The organism is Pseudonocardia sp. EV170527-09 (assembly GCF_008369905.1).
GTDB lineage: Bacteria > Actinomycetota > Actinomycetes > Mycobacteriales > Pseudonocardiaceae > Pseudonocardia.
The window spans coordinates 28,981-48,210 of the sequence record NZ_VRMC01000044.1; the positions used below are offsets into that span (position 1 = coordinate 28,981).

The window sequence follows — 19,230 nt, forward strand, 5'->3', positions numbered from 1 at the left end:
CTCAGCCCGGCAGCCGGGTCCAGTCGCGGTCGTCGACGTCGGTGCCGAACGCGTCGAGGGTGACCGTGGTCGAGTCCTGGCGCTGCTCGGGGAGCCGGATCCGGCGCACGTGGGCGCCGTCGAGCCACACCTCGCCCGGCTCGCCGTCGGCGGTGGTGACGGTCAGCCGTCGCCACCGCTCGCCGCGGTCGGCGACGACGCCGTGGTCGACGGCCTCGGTGACCTCGGCGAGCCGGTCGAACGCCGCGAGCGGGGTGACGATCCGGCCGGGGTCGGTGAGGCCCAGCGCGTCGAGCCTGCGCCCCGGCCGCCCGCTCCAGACCCGGTCCTCGATCTGCAGGAACGCGATGTGGTCGTGGCCCGCCATGGCGCGGCGCCGGGCGAGGTCGAGGACACCGCTCGTCACGACCTGCCGGGGCACCCGGCGCAGGACGGCCCGGGCCAGGGCCGGCAGCGGGCGCCGTCGTCGCGGGAGCGCCTCCCCCATGGCGCGGGTCCCCGACAGGTCCATCAGCAGGGTGGCGCGGGCGGTACCGGCCGCGACCGTGCGGCCGATGGCGTCGCTCAGGCGGACCATGGCCGGGCACTCGGTCGTCATCATGGGGCCTTTCGCAGGTGGCTCGGGGTCGTCTCCGAGCCTGCCCCTCGGCGCACTCCGGCGAATCGGTCCACAGGACGATTCGCGCCTCCACCGCAGGGAGGAGACGGGGTCCGGACAACAGCGCCGCGTCAGCCCTCGTCGAGGGCCCCGGTGAGCCGGGCCAGCACCGGGGCGGCGACGGCGAGCGCCGCACGGTCGGCCGGGGCGAGCCGCTCCAGCGCCACACCGAGCAGGGTCTCGGCCGCCGCGTCGTAGCGGCCCAGCGCCTCGGTCGCCCGTGGCGCGACGGCGACGAGCACGGTGCGCCGGTCGGCACCGTCGCGTCGCTGCACGAACTCGTCGGCGGTGAGCGTGCGCAACAGGTTGCTGACGGTGGAGCGGGCCAGGCGCAGTCTCGCGGCCAGCTCGCTCGGGGCGAGCGGCCCGGCCGTGGCCAGCGTGCGGAGCAGCTCGATCTGCGCCTCGGAGAGATCCGGCAGGTCGGCAGCGGTCCTGGCGCGGCGCAGCAGGGTCCGCCGCAGCGGACCGAGTTCACGGACGAGCAGCGCGGCGGTCGTCGTCACCGGCACAGTGTCGCACGTCGCATTGCCACAAAACAATTTTGGGTCAAAACTATCGGCATGGACGAGAACGATCTGACCGCCGTCGTCGGCCACCGGTTCATCTACACCTACGACAACGGCTGGCAGTACGAGATGTACGTGAAGAACGACCACACCATCGACTACCGGATCCACAGCGGCCACGTCGGCGGGCGCTGGGTGAAGGACCAGGAGGTGGACCTGGTCCGGCTCGACGAGGGCGTCTACAAGGTGTCCTGGAACGAGCCGACCGGCACCTCGGTCGTCGTCTGCGTGATGCCGGTCCGCCGGCGCCTGCACGGCACCATCTTCTTCCCGCGCTGGGTCGCCGACGACGGCAGGGAGACCGTCTGCTTCCAGAACGAGCACCTCGACCGCATGCGCGAGCTGCGCGACGCCGGGCCGACCTACCCCATCGAGACGATCCCGGAGTTCGCCGAGATCACGCTGTTCGAGCACGTCGGCGTCGACGACGAGTCGGTCATCGCCGTCGGCCCGGAGGAGCTGCCCGCCGGCTTCGCCGACCGGAGGAACTAGCCTGCGCTCCGTGGAGTTCGCCGAGGCCGAGGCCACCTACCGCGCCCTCGTCGAGGACCTGCTGGCCGGCCGGGCCACCCTCGCCGACGCCGTCGCCCGGTTCGCCGGGCCACTGCGGGCGGCCTGGGTCGACGACCGCGCCGACGACGAGGTCGAGGGCCTGGCCTGGGCCGCGGGCGGTGCGGTGGCCACCGCCGCGACCGACCCGGCGCACCACGAGCTGCTCGCCGAGCTGCTCGCCGAGCTGCTCGCCGCGGTCCGGGCGCTCGGACCGCTCGTCCGCGCACCCGGTGGCCAGGCCTGCACGGTGTGGGGGCTGACGGTGTTCACCGACCTGCCCTGCGTCGGAGCGCAGCTGCGCGAGGCCCTCGACGTGCACCCGACCGCGGCACCGGCGCTGTTCGCGTTCGCCGATCGGCTCGACCGAGACGGGACCCTGGACTTCTCCGGCTGGGCCGGCTGGACCGACGGGGTCACCGACGACCGAGGGCCCTGAGCGCGGCCGGGCCGGGCGGCACCGCCCGGCGCCCACCGGCACCGCCGAGCGCGCCACGCGGTCCCCGCCCCTCCGCAGGGTGCGCCCCGACGGGCGAGCGTGTATGCCCTTGACCTGACGCCAACGCATCGGAGGAGCCCGTGGAGTTCGACATGCTGGTCGAGGTGCCGAAGGGCAGCCGCAACAAGTACGAGGTGGACCACGAGTCCGGGCGCATCCGGCTCGACCGCACCCTGTTCACCGCCACCCAGTACCCGGGCGACTACGGCTTCGTCGAGGACACGCTCGGGGAGGACGGTGACCCCCTCGACGCGCTCCTCGTCACCACCGGCGAGCCGTTGTTCCCCGGGGTGCTCGTGCTCGTGCGCACCATCGGCATGTTCCGGATGACCGACGAGGCGGGTGGCGACGACAAGCTCCTCTGCGTCCCGGCCCACGACCCGCGGCTGGAGAACCTGCGCGACATCCACCACCTGCCCGAGTTCCACCGCCGGGAGATCCAGCACTTCTTCGAGATCTACAAGGACCTGGAGCCGGGCAAGAGTGTGGAGGGCGCCGACTGGGCGAACCGGGCGGCGGCCGAGGCGGAGCTGGAGCGGTCGCGGAAGCGGTTCCGGGAGGCCGGGCACTGACCGCGGCGCCACCCGCCGGGGTCGCCGGTCAGCGCCGGCCGACGCAGGACACCGCGGAGTAGCCGCTCCCGGCCGTCTCCTCGGAGAGGACGGCACCGTCGGCGAGGATCCGGCACGAGATCTCGCCGTCCCCGCCGGACGCGGTCACCGAGTACTCGGCGGGCTCGTCCGAGGCCGGGACGGCCCGCCGCCAGGGCAGCGGGACCTCGGAGGCCTGGCCGACCGACGACCCACCGCCGAAGGTGATCATTCGTGACGTGCCGGAGCCGTTCACCTCGAAGGTGACCTCACCCGACGCGCCCGCGGCGGCGTCGGGAGCCGGCGCGCCGTTCGGTGCGATGTCCGCCACCGGGGTGTCGGCGGCCGGGACGACGCCGGGCTGGCCGCCGCCGGACGACCTCCCGAACGCGACCGAACCCTCCCGCCACGCGGCCGGGGTCTCGTCCCCGGTCCCGCCGAACACGGCGAACCCGATCGGCACGACCGCGGCAGCCGCCGCGGCGACGCCGACGACCCACGGCCATCGGCGTCGACGAGGCTCCGCCCGCACCGCACGTCGGCGTCCGCGCCGCGGCGGGTCCTCCGGGCGGTCGCCGGGCCCCACCCCGATGTCGTCGGTGTCGGTGTCGGTGTCGAGGTGGGTGTCGGCGTCGAGGTGGGTGTCGGCGTCGACACCACGGTCGAGGTCGAGGTCGCGCGGGTCGTACCCGAGGTCGTGCGGGTCGGCCGGCCGGGCCTCGACGAGCGGCAGCCTGCGCGCGTCCCACGTCGTCTCCGGGGCCCGGTCGACGGGCCGGGACCGGGCGGCACCGAGGTCGGGACCCGGTCCGGTCCCCGGACCTTCCCACAGGTCCGGGTCGTCGCCGGGGCCGGCGGCCGCGAACCCGCCGAGGCCGTACCGACTCCCGGCGCGGTCCTCGGCCCGCCGGCGGCCGCCGTGGCGGGCACGGCCGCTGTGGCCGTGCCCGGGTGGGGACGCGACCGTCGGCGGCCGGCGCACCGGGTGCGGCCGGGGCCGCACCGTCCCGGTCGGACGCGCTCCTCCGGCGTACGGATCCTCGGCATACGGGTCCCCGGCATACGGGTCCTCGGCGTACGGGTCCTCGGCCGGTGATCCCCCGGGAGCCCGGTCGGACGAGGGCGCGCCCGGTCCGGCGCTCTCGGGTGCACGGCGACGCCCGCGCCGGGAGCCGTGGTCGATCCGACCTGCTCCTCGCCGGGCGAGATCGTCACGCTCCGTTATCGGTCGGGGGTGGTCCCGCGTCCCGGCCGATCGGCGCCCGGGCTCCCGTGCGGCCGGGAAGACGATGCCGGCGACGAGGTCCTCGGGCGAGAGATCCCGGGCCGGGAGCGCGACATCGCCGTCCGACCGGTCCATCACCTCGACCGACCGGCGTCGTCCGCGGCGGGCCACCGGGGACGACTCGTCCCCGAGCACCCAGCGACCCGAGTCCGGGTCCGGGTCCGGGTCCGGGTCCCATCTCGGTCCTGACACGACGCCCCCTGCGGTAGCCGTGTCGATTCAACGAATCGGAGGCGCACCGGTTACGGACCGCGGTTGCCATCACCCCGTTCGGCCCCACCAGCGCGGGAGTCCTTGCGGTCGGCGAGCCGGACGACCGTGGCCCAGAACTCGTCGCCCCCCGGACTGGAGGTGGGGGCGAGCAACGCCCGGCGGACGGCGTCGGCGTGCGCGGGCCGGGCCGCCCGCAGCGAGCGCAGGCCCGGTTCGGTGACGACGACCCGACGCCGCCGGTCGGCGTCGGTGTCGCGGTCGACCAGTCCCCGTTCCGCCATCCGTCCCAGGTGGCGCGACAGCCGCGCCCGCTGCCACCCGAGCATGTCCCCGAGCTCCTGCTGGGCCATCCGTCCGCCCCCGTGCTCGACGACCCGCGACAGCACCGAGAAGTCCGCGACCGACAGCCCCGACGCGTCGGCGATCGCGGTGGCGACCGCAGCGTTCACGGCATCGTTCGCGCGCTTCCACGCGGCCCACCGGGCGGTCTCGGCCTCGTCCAGCGGCGGTGTCATGCAGATCATCCTACTGTCAGGTTGTCATGTAAACCCTCCAGGTCCACCATGGTTTACATGACAACACCTGGAACCCGCTCGGTCCTGGTCACCGGAGGCAGCGCGGGCATCGGACTCGGGCTCGCGAGGCGTTACCGACGAGCGGGGCACCGGGTCCTGGTCACCGGGCGGGACCCCGGTCGGCTCGCCACGGTCGCCGCCGGCGAACCGGGTGTCGAGACCTTCGCCGGTGACCTGGCCGATCCCACGGAGCGTGAACGGCTCGCCGAGCACGTCCGCCGGGTGCTGCCCGAGCTCGATGTCCTGGTCAACAACGCGGGTATCCAACGGCGGGTGGGGATCGCCGCGGACGTCGTCCCGTGGTCGGAGGTCCAGAACGAGATCGACGTGCTCCTGTCCGCTCCGCTGCACCTGACCCGGCTGCTCGTCCCGATGATGCTGGACCGGGGCGGACCCGCTCTCGTGGTCAACGTCAGCTCGGGTGGCGCCTTCGTCCCGCAGACGTTCGCTCCCGTCTACAGCGCGGCGAAGGCGGCGGTGCACAGCTACACCGTGACCCTCCGGGAGGCGCTGGACCGAACCCGCTGCCAGGTCGTCGAGCTGATCCCGCCCGCCGTGGCGACGGGCCTCGCCGGACCGGGCGCGGCCCACGGCGCCGACCCGGACGAGTTCTGCGACGCCGTGTTCCCCCTGTTGGACGGGTCCCGGCCGGAGGTCGGGTTCGGCCCGACCGCCGAGCCCGGCATCACCGCACGGATCGATGCGGAACGCCGGGCGTTCCTCGGGTCGGCCGCGCGGGCGGGCGTTCCCGGGTTCGCACCGGCGTCGCGGCACTGAGCGGCTCGACGGTCCCCGGGACACCGGAGTCGACCAGCCGCCCGCGCGGCGGGGCACCTCCGGGCACTCAGGGCGCGAGCGCCCGGCACGCGCGCCGCACGACGGCGTCGCCGTAGGCGTGGTCGAGCACCCCGGTCCGCAGCTGCCACCGGTGGAAGACCGGCGCGACGACCAGCTCGAACGCCTCGACGTCGCCCACGGAGCCGTCGATCTGACCGGCGGCCCTGGCCGTCGCGAACCGGTCGGCGAACAGGGTGATCTGCGGGGCGAAGACCTGTTCCAGCACCTGCGCCCCGACCTCGGTGTCGACGAGCGCCTCGACGCACAGCGCCCGCAGGAGCGCGTCCCATCCGGGGTCCGCGAGCTCGTCGACGACCGACCGCAGCACCGCGGTCAGGTCGGCGACCAGGTCGCCGGTGTCCGGTATCCCGCCGCCGGCGGCCGCCGCGTTGCGGTGGGCCACGGCGTCGACCAGCAGCGCACCCCGGTGCGGCCACCGCCGGTAGAGCGTCGCCTTGCCGACACCGGCACGTGCGGCGATCGCCTCCATCGTCACCTGCGGATACGGCAGCTCCGTCGCCAGGGCCAGCGCCGCGGAGAGCGCGGCCGTCCGTGCCCGTTCGGAGCGACCGACCGGTGCCGGCGGGTGGTCACGGCTGTCGTCGTCCACCCGGCCACGATAGCAATCGATACGGAACGTTCCGTATCGTTGCGGCCATGAGCGCCCGCCCCGACGAGGAGAGCCCCGTGACCGAACGACCCGTCTGGTTCGTGACCGGCGCCGGCCGCGGCCTCGGTCGGGCGCTGACCCGGGCCGCGCTCGACGCCGGGGAACGGGTGGTGGCCACCGTCCGCCGCGCCGACGTGCTCGCCGACCTGGGCCGGGAGTTCCCGTCGACGCTGCACGTGGCGGTCGCCGACGTCCGCGAGCGGGACGCGGTCCGAGCCGCGGTCGCCTCCGGCATCGCGCGTTTCGGCCGGCTCGACGTCGTGGTCAACAACGCCGGGTACGGCCTCGTCGGCGCGATCGAGGAGGTCGACGAGACCGAGGCGCGCGGCATCGTGGACACGAACCTGCTCGGCCCGCTGTGGGTCGCGCAGGCGGTGCTGCCCCACCTGCGCGCCCGGGGCGCCGGGCACATCGTCCAGATCTCGACGACCGGCGCGGTCGGCGCCATGCCCACCCTCGGCCTCTACAACGCGGGCAAGTGGGGCCTGGAGGGCTTCTCCCAGGCGCTCGCCGGTGAGATGTCGCGCGTCGGCATCCGCGTCACCGTGGCCCAGCTCGGCGGGTTCGACACGGACTGGGCGGGCGCGGGGATGCACTTCGCGACCCCCTCCGCGGACTGCGACGACCTCCGGCGCGAGCTGTTCGGGACGGCCGAGGTGCCGTGGCACACCGACGGTCCGCTCGGGGCGCCCGTGGCGGAGGCGGTCGAGGCCCTGCGCCGGCACGTCCACGCACCCGACGGCCCGTTCCGGCTCCTGGTCGGGGCGGACGCCCCCGACCAGGTCACCGCAGCGCTGCAGGCCCGGTGCGAGGACTACGCCGCGGACGACCGCTTCGTCTGGCCGGCTCCGGCCGCCACGACCTGACCCACCGGGACCGGCCTCATGCCGTCCCGGCCCGCACTGCGCAGCTCGCGATGCCCGACGAACGGCAGGGCCATCCCGATCAGCGGGACCTCCCGGGCCGCCGGATCGTGCTCGACCGCGCGCTGCCGCACCACCGCGCCGATCCGGTACCCGTGCTCGTCCGGGCCCGCCGAGGTCAGCTCGGGCACGGCCGGGAGGAGTGGGCCGAGCCGCGCATGATCACCATCGAACTGGGCCTGGAGATGGAGCACGCGGCCCTGCGGTTCTGGAACGCGCTGGCCACCGACGACCTCGACCGACTCCGTCGCGAGCGGGCCGAACGCGACCCGCTCGGCTGACCGGCCCGCCACGCCACGGGCCCGACGGCGCCCGGTGCGCGCCACGACGGGTCGGCACCGGAGACCGGGCCACCGAGGCTCAGTCCGGTTCGACGACGTGGAACTGGACGCTGTGCGCGGACCGGACGTGGTCCCGGGGCACCGCGAGATGGGCCGGGTGGGCGAGGTAGGTCCGGAAGTCCTCGACGCTCGCGAACTCGGAGACGACCGCGTAGTCGGCGTTCGTCGGACGCTCACCGAGGTCGGGACCCTGCCGGGTGCGCAGGGGGACGCCGACCTGGCCGGGCAGCCGCGCGATCGCGTCCCGGAACGCCTCGACGTCGGCCGTGGTCGCGGACTCCGTGAACGTGAGCGTCAGGCAGTGCACCAGCATGTCGACCTCCATGTCGTACCAGTGAGCAGTGATGGACATTCAGACGTTCACAACTGCTGATGAGCCTACTCGGCCATGCTATCCAGTTATCGTCGATTGACAATCTATGTCCATGGCCCCTAACTTCCGACTCCCGACCCCTTCGACCGGGAGACCCGACAATGAAGCTGGGATGCTCGTTCGCCACGTCGCTGGAGACTCCGGAGCACATCCGCATCGCGGAGGAGCTCGGCTACGAGAGGGCGCTGTGCTACGACTCGCCCGCGCTGTACCCGGACGTCTGGATGGTGCTGAACCAGGCCGCTGAGCGGACCGACCGGATCGTGCTGGGGCCGGGGGTGCTGATCCCGAGTCTGCGCCACCCGATGGTCACCGCCTCGGCGATCACCACGCTGGTGCACACGGCCGGGCCGGACCGCGTCCTCATCGGGATCGGGAGCGGCTTCACCGGCCGCCTCGCCATGGGCAGACCACCGGTGCCGTGGGCGCGGGTCGAGCACTACACCGAGGTCGTGCGGGCCCTGCTGCGCGGCGAGCAGGTGGAGTGGGAGGGCGCGACCATGCAGCTCATCCAGCCCGACGCCCGCTTCGGCCCGGCCCTGCCGATCTCGGTTCCCTGGGGGGTCGCGGGCGAGGGCCCGAAGGGTACGGGGGTCGCCCGGTCCCTGGGCGCGGAGCTGTTCCGGATCACCGCGCCCGAGCCGGACTTCGGGCCGCAGATGATGATGCTCATCGGCACCGTGCTCGACGAGGGCGAGGACCCGGGCTCCGAGCGTGTGATCGACGCCGCGGGCCACGGCGCGGGGCTGTTCCTGCACTGGGCCGTCGAGCACGGGGTGATCGACGAGCTGCTCGGCGAGAGCGGCCACGCGTGGGCCGCGGCCTACGACCACATCCCCGAGGGCGTCCGTCACATCGCCCTGCACGACCGGCACGTGGTCGGGGTCAACGAGATCGACCGGCCCTTCGTGACCGGCGAGGTGATCACCGCGGCCGGGCTCGCGCTGACCCGTGACCAGTGGCGGGACCGGTTCGCCGAGCTGGAGAAGGCCGGCTGCGACTGGCTCCACTTCCAGCCCGCGGGCAGCGACGTCCCGCGCGAGCTCGAGGCGTTCGCCGCCGCCTACCACCGTCGAGGAGAGGACACCCCGTGAGCGATCTGCAGTTCCTGAAGTGGGAGACCGAGGGCCCGGTGGCCACCGTGTGGCTCGACCGCCCGCCGGTGAACGCGGTCGACCAGCAGTTCTACCGTGAGATCCGCGCGTTCTTCGGCGACGTCGAGCGTCACCTCCCCGGGGCACGCGTCGTCGTGCTCGCCGGCCGGGGCAGGCACTTCTGCGCGGGCAACGACCTCGACGCGTTCCGGACCCTGGACCCCGACAACGCCCCGGAGCAGCTCGAGCAGGCCCGGGAGGCGTTCTGGGCGATCTACGACTCCGCCTACCCGGTGATCGCGGCGGTCCACGGGGCCGCCGTGGGGACGGGATTGGCGATCGCGGCATCGTGCGACCTCGTCGTCGCGGCGGAGGGTGCCCGGTTCGCCACCCCCGAGGTCACCGTCGGGGTGCTGGGCGGCGCGAAGCACCTGTCCCGGCTCGTGCCGCAGGGCGTGGTCCGGCTGATGCACTACACCGGCGACCTCTACCCCGCCGAGACGCTGCTGCCCTACGGCGGCATCGTCGAGATCGTCCCGGAGGAGCAGCTGCTCGCGAAGGCCCGGGAGCTGGCGCGGTCGATCGCCCGGCACAGCCCCGTCACGCTGCGGCTGGCCAAGCGCAGCCTCAACGGCATCGAGTACCGCGACCTCAGGTCCGGCTACGAGTTCGAGCAGGACCGGACCCGTGAGCTGTCCGGCTACGAGGACTCCAAGGAGGCCGTGAACGCGTTCCTCGAACGCCGCGAACCGGTCTACACGGGACGGTGACCGTGGAATCCCTGGAGGACTTCCGGGCCCGGGCCCGGGCCTGGCTCGCCGCGACCGGGGCCCCCGAGGTCCCGTCGGACCCCGACGCCCGGTTCGCGGTGCTGCGCCGCTGGCAGAAGACCCTGTCCGACGCCGGCTGGCTGGGCCTCGCCTGGTCGCGGGAGGCGGGCGGTGGCGGGCTCACCCACGCCCACCAGCTGGTGTTCGTCGAGGAGCTCGTGCGGGCCCGCGCCCCCCAGCCCGTCGGCCTGATCGGGCTGGAGGTCGTCGGACCGTCCATCGACCGCTACGGCACCGACCGGCAGCGTCGCGAGCTGCTGCCCCGCATGCTGTCCGGCGAGGACATCTGGTGCCAGGGCTTCTCCGAGCCCGACGCCGGGTCCGACCTCGCCTCCCTGCGCACCCGCGCGGTCGCCGACGGCGACGACTACGTGGTCAGCGGCCAGAAGATCTGGACCAGCTGGGCGCACGAGGCGCAGTGGTGTGCGCTGCTGGTCCGTACCGACCCGACCGTGCGCAAGCAGACGGGCATCAGCTACCTGCTCGTCGACATGACGAGCCCCGGCATCACCGCCCGGCCCATCCGGCAGATGACCGGCGACCGGGAGTTCTGCGAGGTCTTCCTGGACGAGGTCCGGGTACCGCGGCGGAACCTGCTCGGGGACGAGAACGACGGCTGGACGATCGCCACCCACACGCTGGGCAGCGAGCGCGGGGCGGCAACCCTGCGCCGCCGGGTGGAGCTCGAGGTCGCGCTGGAGGACGCCGTCGGCGAGCTCCGCGCGCACGGTGTCGCCGGGGCCCGGGCCCGGGCCGCCGTCGGGCGGGCACAGGTCGCCATGCGGGTCCTCGACGCGCAGACCCGGCAGACCACCGCCCGGCTCGTCGCCGACGCCGGCCCGACACCGCTGGACTCCGTCGACAAGCTCGTGCTCAACGACGTCGAGCAGACCGTGTTCGCCGAGATCGCGGGGCTGCTGGGCGCACTGCGCGCGGTGCCCGGCGCCCGGCCCGGCGGCCTGCGGTCCGACCGCTGGGCCCGTGAGCACCTGTACTCGCGGGCCGCGTCCATCTACGGCGGCTCCGCCCAGATCCAGCGCACCATCGTGGCCGAACGACTCCTGGGGCTGCCCCGTGGCTGATCACGACGACTTCGCGTCCGCTGTGGACGACTACCTCACCCGGTCCCACACCGGTGAACGGCGGCGGGCGCTCCTGGACGGCGGGGGCTGGGACGCGGGCCTGGCATCCGAGCTCGCCGGACTGGGCTGGTACTCCCTGGCCGTGCCGCAGGACCGGGGCGGGATCGGCGCACCACCGGCCGCTCTCGGCCATGTGTTCCTGGTGGAGTACGGACGGCACCTGCTTCCCGGGCCGCTGCTGGAGAACAGTCTGCTGCCGGCGCTGGTCGAACAGATCGTCCCGGCCGCCGACGGGACACCGCCCGCGCTCGTCGACCCCGGGGCGTCGGTCCCGGGCGACCTCGGGTCGGTCGCGGTCACCGGGCGGGAGGTCGTCGGGTCCGTCGCCGCCGTCCGGTTCGCCGCGCAGGCGGGGGTGCTCGTCGTCGTCGCCGGTACGACGGTGTGCCTGGTCGACCCGGACTCTCCCGGGGTGCGCATCGAGCCCCTGGTCAGTGCCGATCCGGGGGTCGCGTTCGCGTCCGTCTCCTTCGACGGCGCGGTGGCCCACACCCTGGTCACCGACGACGGGCTCGGGGACCGGATCCGGTCGTGGGGCCGGTTGCTGCTCGCCTGCGAGCTCGGCGGTCTCGCCCGCGGCGCACTGGACCGCACCGTGGCCCACGTCGGGCAGCGCGAGCAGTTCGGCCGGCCGATCGGCGGCTTCCAGGCCGTCAAGCACCTCGTCGCCGACATGTCCGCGCGGTCGACCGGCCTGCACAACCTCTGCCTGGCCGCCCTCGCCGACGCCGGCGGGGCGTCGCCTCCGGAGCTGGACCTGATCGCCTCGACGGCCAAGGCACACGCGGCGGACGCCGCCGTCCGGGTCTGCGAGGACGCGATCCAGCTGCACGGCGGCATGGGCTTCACCACCGAGACCGACGTCAGCTGGTACTACCGGCGCGCCCTGGCGCTGCGCGGCTGGTACGGCGACGAGACCGAGCTGCGGCACCACGTCGGCGCAGCACTCCTGGACCCCGAGAGGCAGTCATGAGAGCGACCAGGCTCGACGACGAGCAGGCCCGGCGCAACGTCGAGGCCGGTCACTGGGCGGGGAACCTCGTCGACGGCCACCTGGCCACGGCCGCGGCGCGCAGGCCCGAGGCGACCGCCGTCGTCGACCGGGGGCGGCGCTGGACCTACCGCGCGCTCGACGAGGCGGTGAACCGGTTCGCCTCGGCGCTGCACGGGCGCGGGGTCGGCCCCGGCGACGTCGTGTCCTGGCTGCTCCCCAACCGAGCCGAGGCGGTCGTCGTGCACCTCGGGGCGATCCGGCTCGGCGCGGTCAGCAACCCGATCATCCCGATCTACCGGCACCGCGAGACGGCGTTCATCCTGCGCCAGGCCGGCTCGAAGGTCGCCGTGGTCCCGCGGCTGTTCCGCGACTTCGACTACCCGGCCATGCTCGACGAGATCCGCGACGAGGTCCCCGAGCTGGAGACCGTCGTCGTGGTGGACGGCGGGGACGGCACGCTGAGCTTCGACGCTCTCCTCGGCGAGGGCCGGGCGGACGGCGTCCGGACGCCCCGGGCCCCGGACGACATCGCCCTGCTGCTCTACACCTCCGGTACGAACTCGGCGCCCAAGGGCGCGTTGCACAGCCACGACACCCTCGACCACGAGAACCGCAGCATCATCGACTTCTTCGGGCTCTCCGCGACCGACGTCGTCTTCATGCCCTCGCCGGTCGGCCACATCATCGGTGTCCTCTACGGACTGCAGCTGCCCTTCATGCTGGGCAGCGCGGTCGTCCTGCTCGACGTGTGGGAGCCCGGTCGGGGTCTGGAGCTCATCGAGGAGCATCGGTGCACGTTCACGGTCGCGGCCACGCCGTTCCTGCACGGGCTCGTCCACCACCCGTCGCTGGCCGAACGCGACGTGAGCTCGCTGCGCGTCTTCGCGTGCGGCGGCGCCGACGTCCCGCCGGAGCTGGTCCGGGCCGCGACCACGGCGCTGGGCTGCACCGTCAGCCGGGGCTACGGGTCCACCGAGTACCCGACGGCTACGGCCTGCAACGCCGACGACCCCGTGGACAAGCGCGCGCGGACCGACGGCAGGCCGATCGGCCCCACCGAGGTACGGCTCGCCCCGGACGGTGAGCTGCAGGTGCGCGGTCCCGAGCTGTTCCTCGGCTACCTCGACGCCTCGCTCAACTCCGCGGCCTTCACCGACGACGGCTGGCTGCGTACCGGCGACCTCGCCCACATCGACGACGACGGCTACGTCGAGATCACCGGACGCCAGAAGGACATCATCATCCGCGGCGGGGAGAACATCAGCGCCAAGGAGATCGAGGACCACCTCTTCGAACACCCCGCGGTCGCCGACGTCGCCGTCGTCTCCTCCCCCGACCCGGTGCTCGGCGAACGGGTCTGCGCCGTCGTGGTCGCGCAGGCCGGTCGCGAGGTGACCCTGCCAGCGCTCGTCGAGTGGCTGACCACGCGGCGGATGGCCCGCCAGAAGCTCCCCGAGCGCCTGCTCCTGGTCGACGACCTGCCCCGCAATCCCAGCGGCAAGATCCAGAAGTTCCGGCTCCGCGAGCTGGCGCGCGAGCACACGACCCTCGAATCGACACGGAAGTGACGCGATGAAGCTGCACACCCCGACCGGGTTCGCCACCGGACACCAGTTCCTCGAAGGCCTGCGATGGCACGACGGTGCACTCTGGGCCAGCGACTTCTTCGCCGGCACGGTGCTGACCTTCGCCCCCGACGGGGACGCCGCCACGGTCGCCCGGGTTCCGGGCGCACCGTCGGGCCTGGGGTTCCTGCCGGACGGCACCCCCCTGGTGGTCTCCCAGACCGACGCGACGATCCAGCGGATCGGGACGGACGGCGCGCTGAGCACCTACGCCGACTTCAGCGACATCGCGGGCGGCCCCGGAAACGACCTGCTCGTGACGTCCGACGGGCACGCCTACGCCGGCAACTTCGGGTTCGCCGTCGGAACCGAGGACCCGCGGCCGACGGCGTTGGCGCACGTCGACCCGCACGGCACCGTCCGGCGTGTCGAGGGCGACGTGCTGTTCCCCAACGGCATGGCGCTCACGTCCGACGGGCGCCTCCTGCTCGCGGAGACCTTCCTGCACCGGATCACCGCCTACCACCGCGCGCCCGACGGGACCCTGTCGGACCCGCACGTCTGGGCACAGCTGCCCGAGACGTTCATGCCGGACGGCATCGCCCTCGACACCGACGGAGGGGTGTGGTTCGGCAATGCGCTCACCACCGGGGACGACGCCGGCTTCTACCGGGTGGTCGAGGGCGGTGAGCTGACCGACAAGGTCGCCGTGACCGGGGCGCAGGCGGTCGCGTGCACGTTCGGCGGCGAGGACCTCGCGACGCTGTACATGAGCTGTAACGCCACCACGGTCGAGGAGTTCGTCCAGGGGCGGTCGACGGGGACCGTCGCCACCGCATCGGTGGGACGGCGGGGCACGCCCACCTGAGGCCGGGCCGTGGTCTCCCTCGCTAGGATCGGGACGGCGAGAGGAGACCACGGCATGGACGCGGCGAGCGCGCCACCGCGGTCCCGGCCCCGCAACCGGCGGGCCGAGATCGCCCGTAACGCAGGGGAGCTCTTCAGCCTCCGCGGGTTCCACGCCGTCCGGATGGACGACATCGCCGAGGCCAGCGGGATCACCGCGCGGGCCCTCTACCGCCACTACGCCAACAAGCGGGCCCTGCTCTCGCACGTCGTGCTCGAGGACCAGCAGCACGTCGTCGACACGATCACGACGCTGGCCGCGCTGCCGCCCGGTGAGCGCGATCTCGACACCACGCTCGGCGCGCTCACCGAGGCCGCGCTGGACAGCCGCCGGCTCTCCCTGCTGTGGCAGCGCGAGGCCCGCCACCTCGACGCCCAGGACTTCCAGCTGGTCCGCAACAGGACCCGGTGGATCGGCAGGCAGCTCGACGAGCTCCTCCTCTCCCCCTCCCGCGGCGACCTGTCCCCCGAGGTGACCGACCTCCGCAGCTGGGTCATCGTCAGCATCATCTCCGGAGCGGGCTTCTACGACACCCCGCTCCCCCGCGCCCGGCTCGCCCACCAGCTGGCCGAGGCGAGCAGGCGGGTGATCGCCGCCCCCGCGGCCACCGTCACGGACGGCTCGGTGGGGATCTCCGACCGGGTGCCGTCCTCCCGCCGCGAGCAGCTCGTCGGGGCGGCTGCGCAGGAGTTCCGCGCGAAGGGCTTCGCCGGGGTGAGCATCGACGACATCGGCGGCCGGGTCGGCGTCGTCGGGCCCGCCCTCTACCGGTACTTCGACACCAAGGCCGACATCCTGGTGGCCGCCGTCACCCGGCTGCACGAGTGGCTCGCGCTGGAGACGACACGCGCACTGCGCACCCCCGGCCCGGACGAAGCGGTCCTCGGCCTGCTCGTCGCGGGCTACGTGCGCGTCGCGCTCGAGGCGACCGACCTGCTCGCCGTCCGGCTGACCGAACGGCTCTACCTCCCCGACGCCGCCCGCGAGCGCATCGACCGCATCCAGGCCGACGAGGTGGCGGAGTGGCAGCGATGGCTCTCGGCGGCCCGCCCCGACCTGCCCGACGCCGACGCCGACGCCGCGACGCTGGTCAGGACCGCGAGGACGATCGTCGACGACTGCGCACGGATCCCCCACCTCCGGCGCTACCCGGTGGCGGCGGGCGAGCTGACGGGCGCCGCCCTCGCCGCGCTCGGTCTTCCTCCCGCCGAGCATCGGGCCGGTGTGATGTCGGGGGAGGTTGTCCCGTCCGGCCGCTGATCACCGTCGGATGGTCGAGGTCCCCTGGCGCACCGACGGTCCGCTCGGGCGCCCGTGGACGGGCGGACGAGGCGCTCCGCCGACACGTCGCCGCACCCGGGGGGCCGTTCCGGCTGCTCGTCGGGGACGACGTCCCCGAGCAGGTCACGACGGTACCGCAGGCCCGGTGCGCGGACTACGCCGAGGACGTCCGCCTCAGCTGGCCCGCACCCGCCGGTAGCGCCTGAACCCGCCGGAGCCGCGACGGGGCCCGCGGCGATCGCGCCTCTCCCCCGCGGCCGGCTCCCCCCGCGCGCACTCGCCGACGGGCCGGCTGCGCGCGAGATGAACGCATGCGTCGTGGACCAGGCGGCGTTATCGGCGACCGGGTGCCGGTGAGGACGACGCGTCGGGTGTGGACGCCGCGGCCGACAGCGCCGCGGTGGCCGCCGTCGCATAGGCCGCGGCAGCCGGGATCTGGTCCACCCCGAACACGACGTGCCCGACGGCTGCGTGCTCGCCGACGGCGGCGGCGACCGCGGCCACGTCACCGCTGCCGAAGCCGCCGCACAGCTCGATCAGCGTGACGTGTTCGTCGCGAACGAGGCCGGCGGCGACGGCGGGGGCGTCCGCCGTCGAGGCGACGGCAACGATCAGCGAGCGCTGCCCCCCGGAGTCGAGGACGAGGCGGTCACGCGCGGGATCGGCGCCGGGGTGCTCGAACAGGTAGGCCCAACAGGCCGTCGAGGTGCTCATGCGCTGAGCTTCGGGGCTGAACCCGGCTTCAGGTCAAAGACCTGGCCGGAATCCCCCGCCGACACGGGGTCCGCGCTCGCCGGAAAACCGCTCCCGGGCGGCCGCAGCAGTCCGGTAGTTGTGCGGCATGAGTCTCGACGAACAGTGGCCCACACCGGAGCTGATCCAGGCGGCAGTGGACCGGTTCACCGCCCGGATGCCCGGCTGGACCCCGACGGCCGCCTACGGGGTCGCGTTCGTCCCGACCGACGACGGCATCGGGTGGTCGTTTCCGGTGGTCAACGTCGGCTGGCTGCACCGCCTCCCTGCGCTGGTCCTCGGGATCGTCACCGGCCGACGGAGGGGCACGGGAACCTACGACCTGACGCCCGCCGCTCTGCAGAGCGCGGTGGATCTCCTGGCCCCGGCCGAGGCCGCGCTCATGTACCGACACCCGAACCTCGCCGCGTGGCGAGCGATGCTCGGGCGCATCGCGGCAGGTCAGGACGGGCGGATGGTGGTGGTGTTCGTCGATTCGCTCGACGACGAGCCGAACAGCCCGTTCGACGCCGTGTTCCGCGCGCAGCTCGCCCGGGGCGAGTGCTCGGAGCTGCACGTGTGACCGGTCGGCCACTCGCCCCGGGGCTCCCGTAGCGTCGCCACAGTGCCTCGTTCCGAGCCGTCGGGTCGTCCGCGGGAGGATGGGTCGAGCGACTCGCTGGCCCTGACGTTGACCTCGGTGTTCAACTCCGTCGCCGGTCTGCTGGGGTTCCTGATCGCGGCATGGGTGATGCCGCAGGAAGAGGTCGGGCGGGCGACGGAGTTCGTCTCGGCCATGCAGCTGATCGGCGGCGCGGCCCAGCTCAACCTCGGCATCGGCATCATGAGGTGGCTGCCGGGGGCGGGTCGGAAGTCCGTACGGCTGGTGTTCGGCAGCCTGTTGCTGATCATGCCGTTGTCCGGTCTGGCCGGTCTGGTCTACGGGCTGCTCGTCCCGCGGGTGGCGTTGGTCGCCGCCGGCGAGGGTCCCTTCGGGTTCGGCCTGTTGCTGCTGGTGCTCGGCTGCGCCGGGTGGGGCGTGTTCGTGGTGCACGACTTCGTCATGGTCGCCGTCGGCCGGCCCTGGCTGGCGGTGTGGCGCAGCGGGACCTTCGCCGTCGCCCGGATCGGCCTGCTCGCCGCGCTCGGGGCGGGTCTGGCGTCGCAGGGCATGGTGCTGTCGTGGGTGATCCCGGTCGTGGTGTGGATCGGAGCCGGCACGATCGTGCTGTGGTTCCTGGTCCGCCGGTTTGCCGCCACGGGCGGACCCGGCACTCTCCCCAGCCGGGCCACCATGGCGGGGTTCCTCGCTCCGACCGCGGTCGCCCAGCTCGGGGCGGTGCTGCTCTACAACCAGATCCCGCTGCTGGCGAACTTCCGGATGGGCAACACCATCGGCGCGGTCTTCTTCATCGCCTGGCAGGCCACCGTCGTCGTCGACACCGCCGCGGTGTTCTTCACCAACTCCCTCGCCGTGCAGACCGCGCGCGAACCCCACCGCGCCGCCGAGCTCGCCCGCCACACGCGACGCCGCATGCTGGTGCTGTTCGTCCCGCTCCTCGTCCTGGGTGCGGCCCTGGGCTGGCCGGTGCTGCGGGTCCTGGGCCCCGGCTACACCGTCGGCGCTCCGATCATCGCCGCGCTCATGGTCGGTGTGCTGTTCCGGCTCGTCGTGGTGTTCGAGCTGGCCCGCCGCCAGGCCGACGGCGACGGCGTCGGCTACGCCCGCCTGTCACTGCTCAACTGCGGTCTGGTCGTCGCGATCGCCGCGCTCACCCCGTTGCCCGATCCGACGACGACATATCCCGCGTTGGTCATGCTGCCGTTCGTGCTCGGCTACGTCGCCGTCCAGGCCGTCTTCGCCGCCGTCCTGACCGTCACCGAACGTAGACGTCCCTTACACGGTTCGTCGCCGCGATCACCTCAATAGTCGCCTGCGGGCCTGCGACCAACACCGGTGTCGTCCTGCGACAGTCAGAGGGTCTGCCCGCGCCGCCTCGGGCGACCGGTCTTCGCCATGTCGTGACGCGAGGATGCGAGCCCGGAGACGCGTGCAGGCTCACGGCCCCGCGGGGTCACCGCGGCTCACTGCATCTACGCGGCCGGCCACTGGACGGAGGACAATCGGGAGACGACCCCCTCCCGGCGCCGCTGCAGGGTCTGTAACGAGAACGGTGGTTCCGGCGATGTTGTCAGTAGTGCTCGGCGCCCGGCCAGCGGTCACCGAAAGTGATGGCGAAGGCGTTGAGGACTGGCTTCCAGCGCATCATCCATCGGGTGTGGCCTCGTCCGGTCGGGTCGAGGCTGCGGGTGACAAGGTACAGACATTTCATCGCGGCCTGCTCGCTGGGGAAATGCCCTCGCGCTCGGACTGCTCGCCGGTAGCGGGCGTTCAACGATTCGATCGCGTTCGTCGTACAGATCACCCTCCGGACCTCGATGTCGTAGTCGAGGAACGGCACGAACTCGGTCCAGGCGTTACGCCACAAACGTATCATCGCCGGATAGGCTCGCCCCCACTCGTCATCGAGATCATCCAGCGCGGCTGCAGCGGCATCGGCGGTGGACGCGGTGTAAATAGCTCGGATGGCGCGTTTGACGGC

23 protein-coding genes are annotated in these 19,230 nt (G+C 73.4%); 15 read left to right on the forward strand and 8 right to left on the reverse strand.

Annotation, left to right across the window (positions count from 1 at the left end; all coding sequences use genetic code 11):
* Window position 1: 1 nt before the first annotated feature.
* Together FVA95_RS15370 and FVA95_RS15375 are read right to left on the reverse strand one after the other, a co-directional pair.
* Complete coding sequence (locus tag FVA95_RS15370; RefSeq protein ID WP_240051520.1) at window positions 2-601, reverse strand: hypothetical protein; 600 nt, start codon at window positions 599-601, stop codon at window positions 2-4.
* Window positions 602-729: 128 nt separating this feature from the next.
* Window positions 730-1,164, reverse strand: a complete 435-nt coding sequence (locus tag FVA95_RS15375) for a MarR family transcriptional regulator (protein WP_193564359.1) — start codon at window positions 1,162-1,164, stop codon at window positions 730-732.
* Between the two features lie 57 nt (window positions 1,165-1,221).
* Here FVA95_RS15375 and FVA95_RS15380 point away from each other — a divergent pair, with 57 nt between their 5' ends.
* From FVA95_RS15380 to FVA95_RS15390, 3 genes are all read left to right on the forward strand, one after another.
* A complete protein-coding gene (locus FVA95_RS15380) occupies window positions 1,222-1,719 on the forward strand; it encodes a phenolic acid decarboxylase (RefSeq protein ID WP_149664845.1) in 498 nt (165 codons plus the stop codon).
* Window positions 1,720-1,729: 10 nt separating this feature from the next.
* Complete coding sequence (locus FVA95_RS15385; protein WP_149664846.1) at window positions 1,730-2,215, forward strand: hypothetical protein; 486 nt, start codon at window positions 1,730-1,732, stop codon at window positions 2,213-2,215.
* Between the two features lie 140 nt (window positions 2,216-2,355).
* Entirely contained in the window at window positions 2,356-2,847 is a 492-nt protein-coding gene (locus tag FVA95_RS15390; protein WP_149664847.1) for an inorganic diphosphatase, read from the forward strand.
* A gap of 28 nt (window positions 2,848-2,875) precedes the next feature.
* Here the strand turns inward: FVA95_RS15390 and FVA95_RS15395 are convergent, their stop codons facing one another.
* Both FVA95_RS15395 and FVA95_RS15400 read right to left on the reverse strand, forming a co-directional pair.
* Window positions 2,876-4,342, reverse strand: coding sequence for an MmpS family transport accessory protein (locus FVA95_RS15395; RefSeq protein WP_149664848.1), 1,467 nt, complete (start codon window positions 4,340-4,342; stop codon window positions 2,876-2,878).
* Between the two features lie 50 nt (window positions 4,343-4,392).
* Window positions 4,393-4,878 carry a MarR family winged helix-turn-helix transcriptional regulator gene (locus tag FVA95_RS15400; RefSeq protein ID WP_161992319.1) on the reverse strand — a complete coding sequence of 162 codons (486 nt, stop codon included), beginning with the start codon at window positions 4,876-4,878 and terminating at the stop codon, window positions 4,393-4,395.
* A 57-nt stretch (window positions 4,879-4,935) separates the two neighbouring features.
* On the opposite strand from FVA95_RS15400, the gene FVA95_RS15405 reads away from it, so the two are divergent.
* Window positions 4,936-5,715 (forward strand): SDR family NAD(P)-dependent oxidoreductase, encoded by a 780-nt coding sequence (locus FVA95_RS15405; RefSeq protein ID WP_149664850.1) that lies wholly within the window; start codon window positions 4,936-4,938, stop codon window positions 5,713-5,715.
* Between the two features lie 67 nt (window positions 5,716-5,782).
* Here the strand turns inward: FVA95_RS15405 and FVA95_RS15410 are convergent, their stop codons facing one another.
* Window positions 5,783-6,385, reverse strand: a complete 603-nt coding sequence (locus tag FVA95_RS15410; protein WP_240051522.1) for a TetR/AcrR family transcriptional regulator — start codon at window positions 6,383-6,385, stop codon at window positions 5,783-5,785.
* A 47-nt stretch (window positions 6,386-6,432) separates the two neighbouring features.
* Between FVA95_RS15410 and FVA95_RS15415 the strand changes: the two genes are divergently transcribed.
* Window positions 6,433-7,311 (forward strand): SDR family NAD(P)-dependent oxidoreductase, encoded by an 879-nt coding sequence (locus tag FVA95_RS15415; RefSeq protein ID WP_149664851.1) that lies wholly within the window; start codon window positions 6,433-6,435, stop codon window positions 7,309-7,311.
* Window positions 7,312-7,361: 50 nt separating this feature from the next.
* Complete coding sequence (locus tag FVA95_RS32955) at window positions 7,362-7,649, forward strand: hypothetical protein (RefSeq protein ID WP_240051524.1); 288 nt, start codon at window positions 7,362-7,364, stop codon at window positions 7,647-7,649.
* 79 nt (window positions 7,650-7,728) lie between these two features.
* Here the strand turns inward: FVA95_RS32955 and FVA95_RS15430 are convergent, their stop codons facing one another.
* Complete coding sequence (locus FVA95_RS15430; RefSeq protein WP_149664852.1) at window positions 7,729-8,061, reverse strand: Dabb family protein; 333 nt, start codon at window positions 8,059-8,061, stop codon at window positions 7,729-7,731.
* 122 nt (window positions 8,062-8,183) lie between these two features.
* Between FVA95_RS15430 and FVA95_RS15435 the strand changes: the two genes are divergently transcribed.
* From FVA95_RS15435 to FVA95_RS15465, 7 genes are read left to right on the forward strand one after another with little or no spacing between them, the layout of a single operon-like run.
* Window positions 8,184-9,176, forward strand: coding sequence for an LLM class flavin-dependent oxidoreductase (locus FVA95_RS15435; protein WP_161992320.1), 993 nt, complete (start codon window positions 8,184-8,186; stop codon window positions 9,174-9,176).
* On the forward strand, window positions 9,173-9,946 hold the full coding sequence (locus FVA95_RS15440) for an enoyl-CoA hydratase-related protein (protein WP_149664854.1): 774 nt from the start codon (window positions 9,173-9,175) through the stop codon (window positions 9,944-9,946). The genes FVA95_RS15435 and FVA95_RS15440 overlap by 4 nt, the downstream gene beginning before the upstream one ends.
* 2 nt (window positions 9,947-9,948) lie before the next feature.
* Window positions 9,949-11,088 carry an acyl-CoA dehydrogenase family protein gene (locus FVA95_RS15445; RefSeq protein WP_205015868.1) on the forward strand — a complete coding sequence of 380 codons (1,140 nt, stop codon included), beginning with the start codon at window positions 9,949-9,951 and terminating at the stop codon, window positions 11,086-11,088.
* A complete protein-coding gene (locus tag FVA95_RS15450; RefSeq protein WP_161992321.1) occupies window positions 11,081-12,121 on the forward strand; it encodes an acyl-CoA dehydrogenase family protein in 1,041 nt (346 codons plus the stop codon). Before FVA95_RS15445 ends, FVA95_RS15450 begins: the two co-directional genes overlap by 8 nt.
* The gene (locus FVA95_RS15455; RefSeq protein ID WP_149664857.1) at window positions 12,118-13,710 is read left to right on the forward strand and encodes an AMP-binding protein; all 1,593 of its coding nucleotides are present in this window, start codon (window positions 12,118-12,120) and stop codon (window positions 13,708-13,710) included. Before FVA95_RS15450 ends, FVA95_RS15455 begins: the two co-directional genes overlap by 4 nt.
* Before the next feature lie 4 nt (window positions 13,711-13,714).
* Entirely contained in the window at window positions 13,715-14,575 is an 861-nt protein-coding gene (locus FVA95_RS15460) for an SMP-30/gluconolactonase/LRE family protein (RefSeq protein ID WP_149664858.1), read from the forward strand.
* A gap of 54 nt (window positions 14,576-14,629) precedes the next feature.
* Window positions 14,630-15,874: a TetR/AcrR family transcriptional regulator gene (locus FVA95_RS15465; RefSeq protein WP_149664859.1), complete on the forward strand. Its 1,245-nt coding sequence runs from the start codon at window positions 14,630-14,632 to the stop codon at window positions 15,872-15,874.
* 354 nt (window positions 15,875-16,228) lie between these two features.
* On the opposite strand, the gene FVA95_RS15470 is transcribed toward FVA95_RS15465, so the two are convergent.
* A complete protein-coding gene (locus FVA95_RS15470) occupies window positions 16,229-16,609 on the reverse strand; it encodes a DUF6506 family protein (protein WP_193564360.1) in 381 nt (126 codons plus the stop codon).
* Window positions 16,610-16,736: 127 nt separating this feature from the next.
* Between FVA95_RS15470 and FVA95_RS15475 the strand changes: the two genes are divergently transcribed.
* Entirely contained in the window at window positions 16,737-17,210 is a 474-nt protein-coding gene (locus FVA95_RS15475; protein WP_149664860.1) for a hypothetical protein, read from the forward strand.
* 42 nt (window positions 17,211-17,252) lie between these two features.
* Window positions 17,253-18,557, forward strand: a complete 1,305-nt coding sequence (locus FVA95_RS15480) for a lipopolysaccharide biosynthesis protein (RefSeq protein ID WP_149664861.1) — start codon at window positions 17,253-17,255, stop codon at window positions 18,555-18,557.
* A gap of 262 nt (window positions 18,558-18,819) precedes the next feature.
* On the opposite strand, the gene FVA95_RS15485 is transcribed toward FVA95_RS15480, so the two are convergent.
* The coding region (locus FVA95_RS15485) for a transposase (RefSeq protein ID WP_193564361.1) at window positions 18,820-19,230 on the reverse strand (411 nt) is incomplete at its 5' end.

Coding starts and splice junctions, on each gene's coding strand:
- FVA95_RS15435 (WP_161992320.1), top strand. CDS start 8,184: ATGAAGCTGGGATGCTCGTTCGCCACGTCGCTGGAGACTCCGGAGCAC.
- FVA95_RS15370 (WP_240051520.1), bottom strand. CDS start 601: ATGATGACGACCGAGTGCCCGGCCATGGTCCGCCTGAGCGACGCCATC.
- FVA95_RS15380 (WP_149664845.1), top strand. CDS start 1,222: ATGGACGAGAACGATCTGACCGCCGTCGTCGGCCACCGGTTCATCTAC.
- FVA95_RS15460 (WP_149664858.1), top strand. CDS start 13,715: ATGAAGCTGCACACCCCGACCGGGTTCGCCACCGGACACCAGTTCCTC.
- FVA95_RS15405 (WP_149664850.1), top strand. CDS start 4,936: ATGACAACACCTGGAACCCGCTCGGTCCTGGTCACCGGAGGCAGCGCG.
- FVA95_RS15415 (WP_149664851.1), top strand. CDS start 6,433: ATGAGCGCCCGCCCCGACGAGGAGAGCCCCGTGACCGAACGACCCGTC.
- FVA95_RS15455 (WP_149664857.1), top strand. CDS start 12,118: ATGAGAGCGACCAGGCTCGACGACGAGCAGGCCCGGCGCAACGTCGAG.
- FVA95_RS15465 (WP_149664859.1), top strand. CDS start 14,630: ATGGACGCGGCGAGCGCGCCACCGCGGTCCCGGCCCCGCAACCGGCGG.
- FVA95_RS15400 (WP_161992319.1), bottom strand. CDS start 4,878: ATGACACCGCCGCTGGACGAGGCCGAGACCGCCCGGTGGGCCGCGTGG.
- FVA95_RS32955 (WP_240051524.1), top strand. CDS start 7,362: ATGCCCGACGAACGGCAGGGCCATCCCGATCAGCGGGACCTCCCGGGC.
- FVA95_RS15430 (WP_149664852.1), bottom strand. CDS start 8,061: ATGTCCATCACTGCTCACTGGTACGACATGGAGGTCGACATGCTGGTG.
- FVA95_RS15470 (WP_193564360.1), bottom strand. CDS start 16,609: ATGAGCACCTCGACGGCCTGTTGGGCCTACCTGTTCGAGCACCCCGGC.
- FVA95_RS15475 (WP_149664860.1), top strand. CDS start 16,737: ATGAGTCTCGACGAACAGTGGCCCACACCGGAGCTGATCCAGGCGGCA.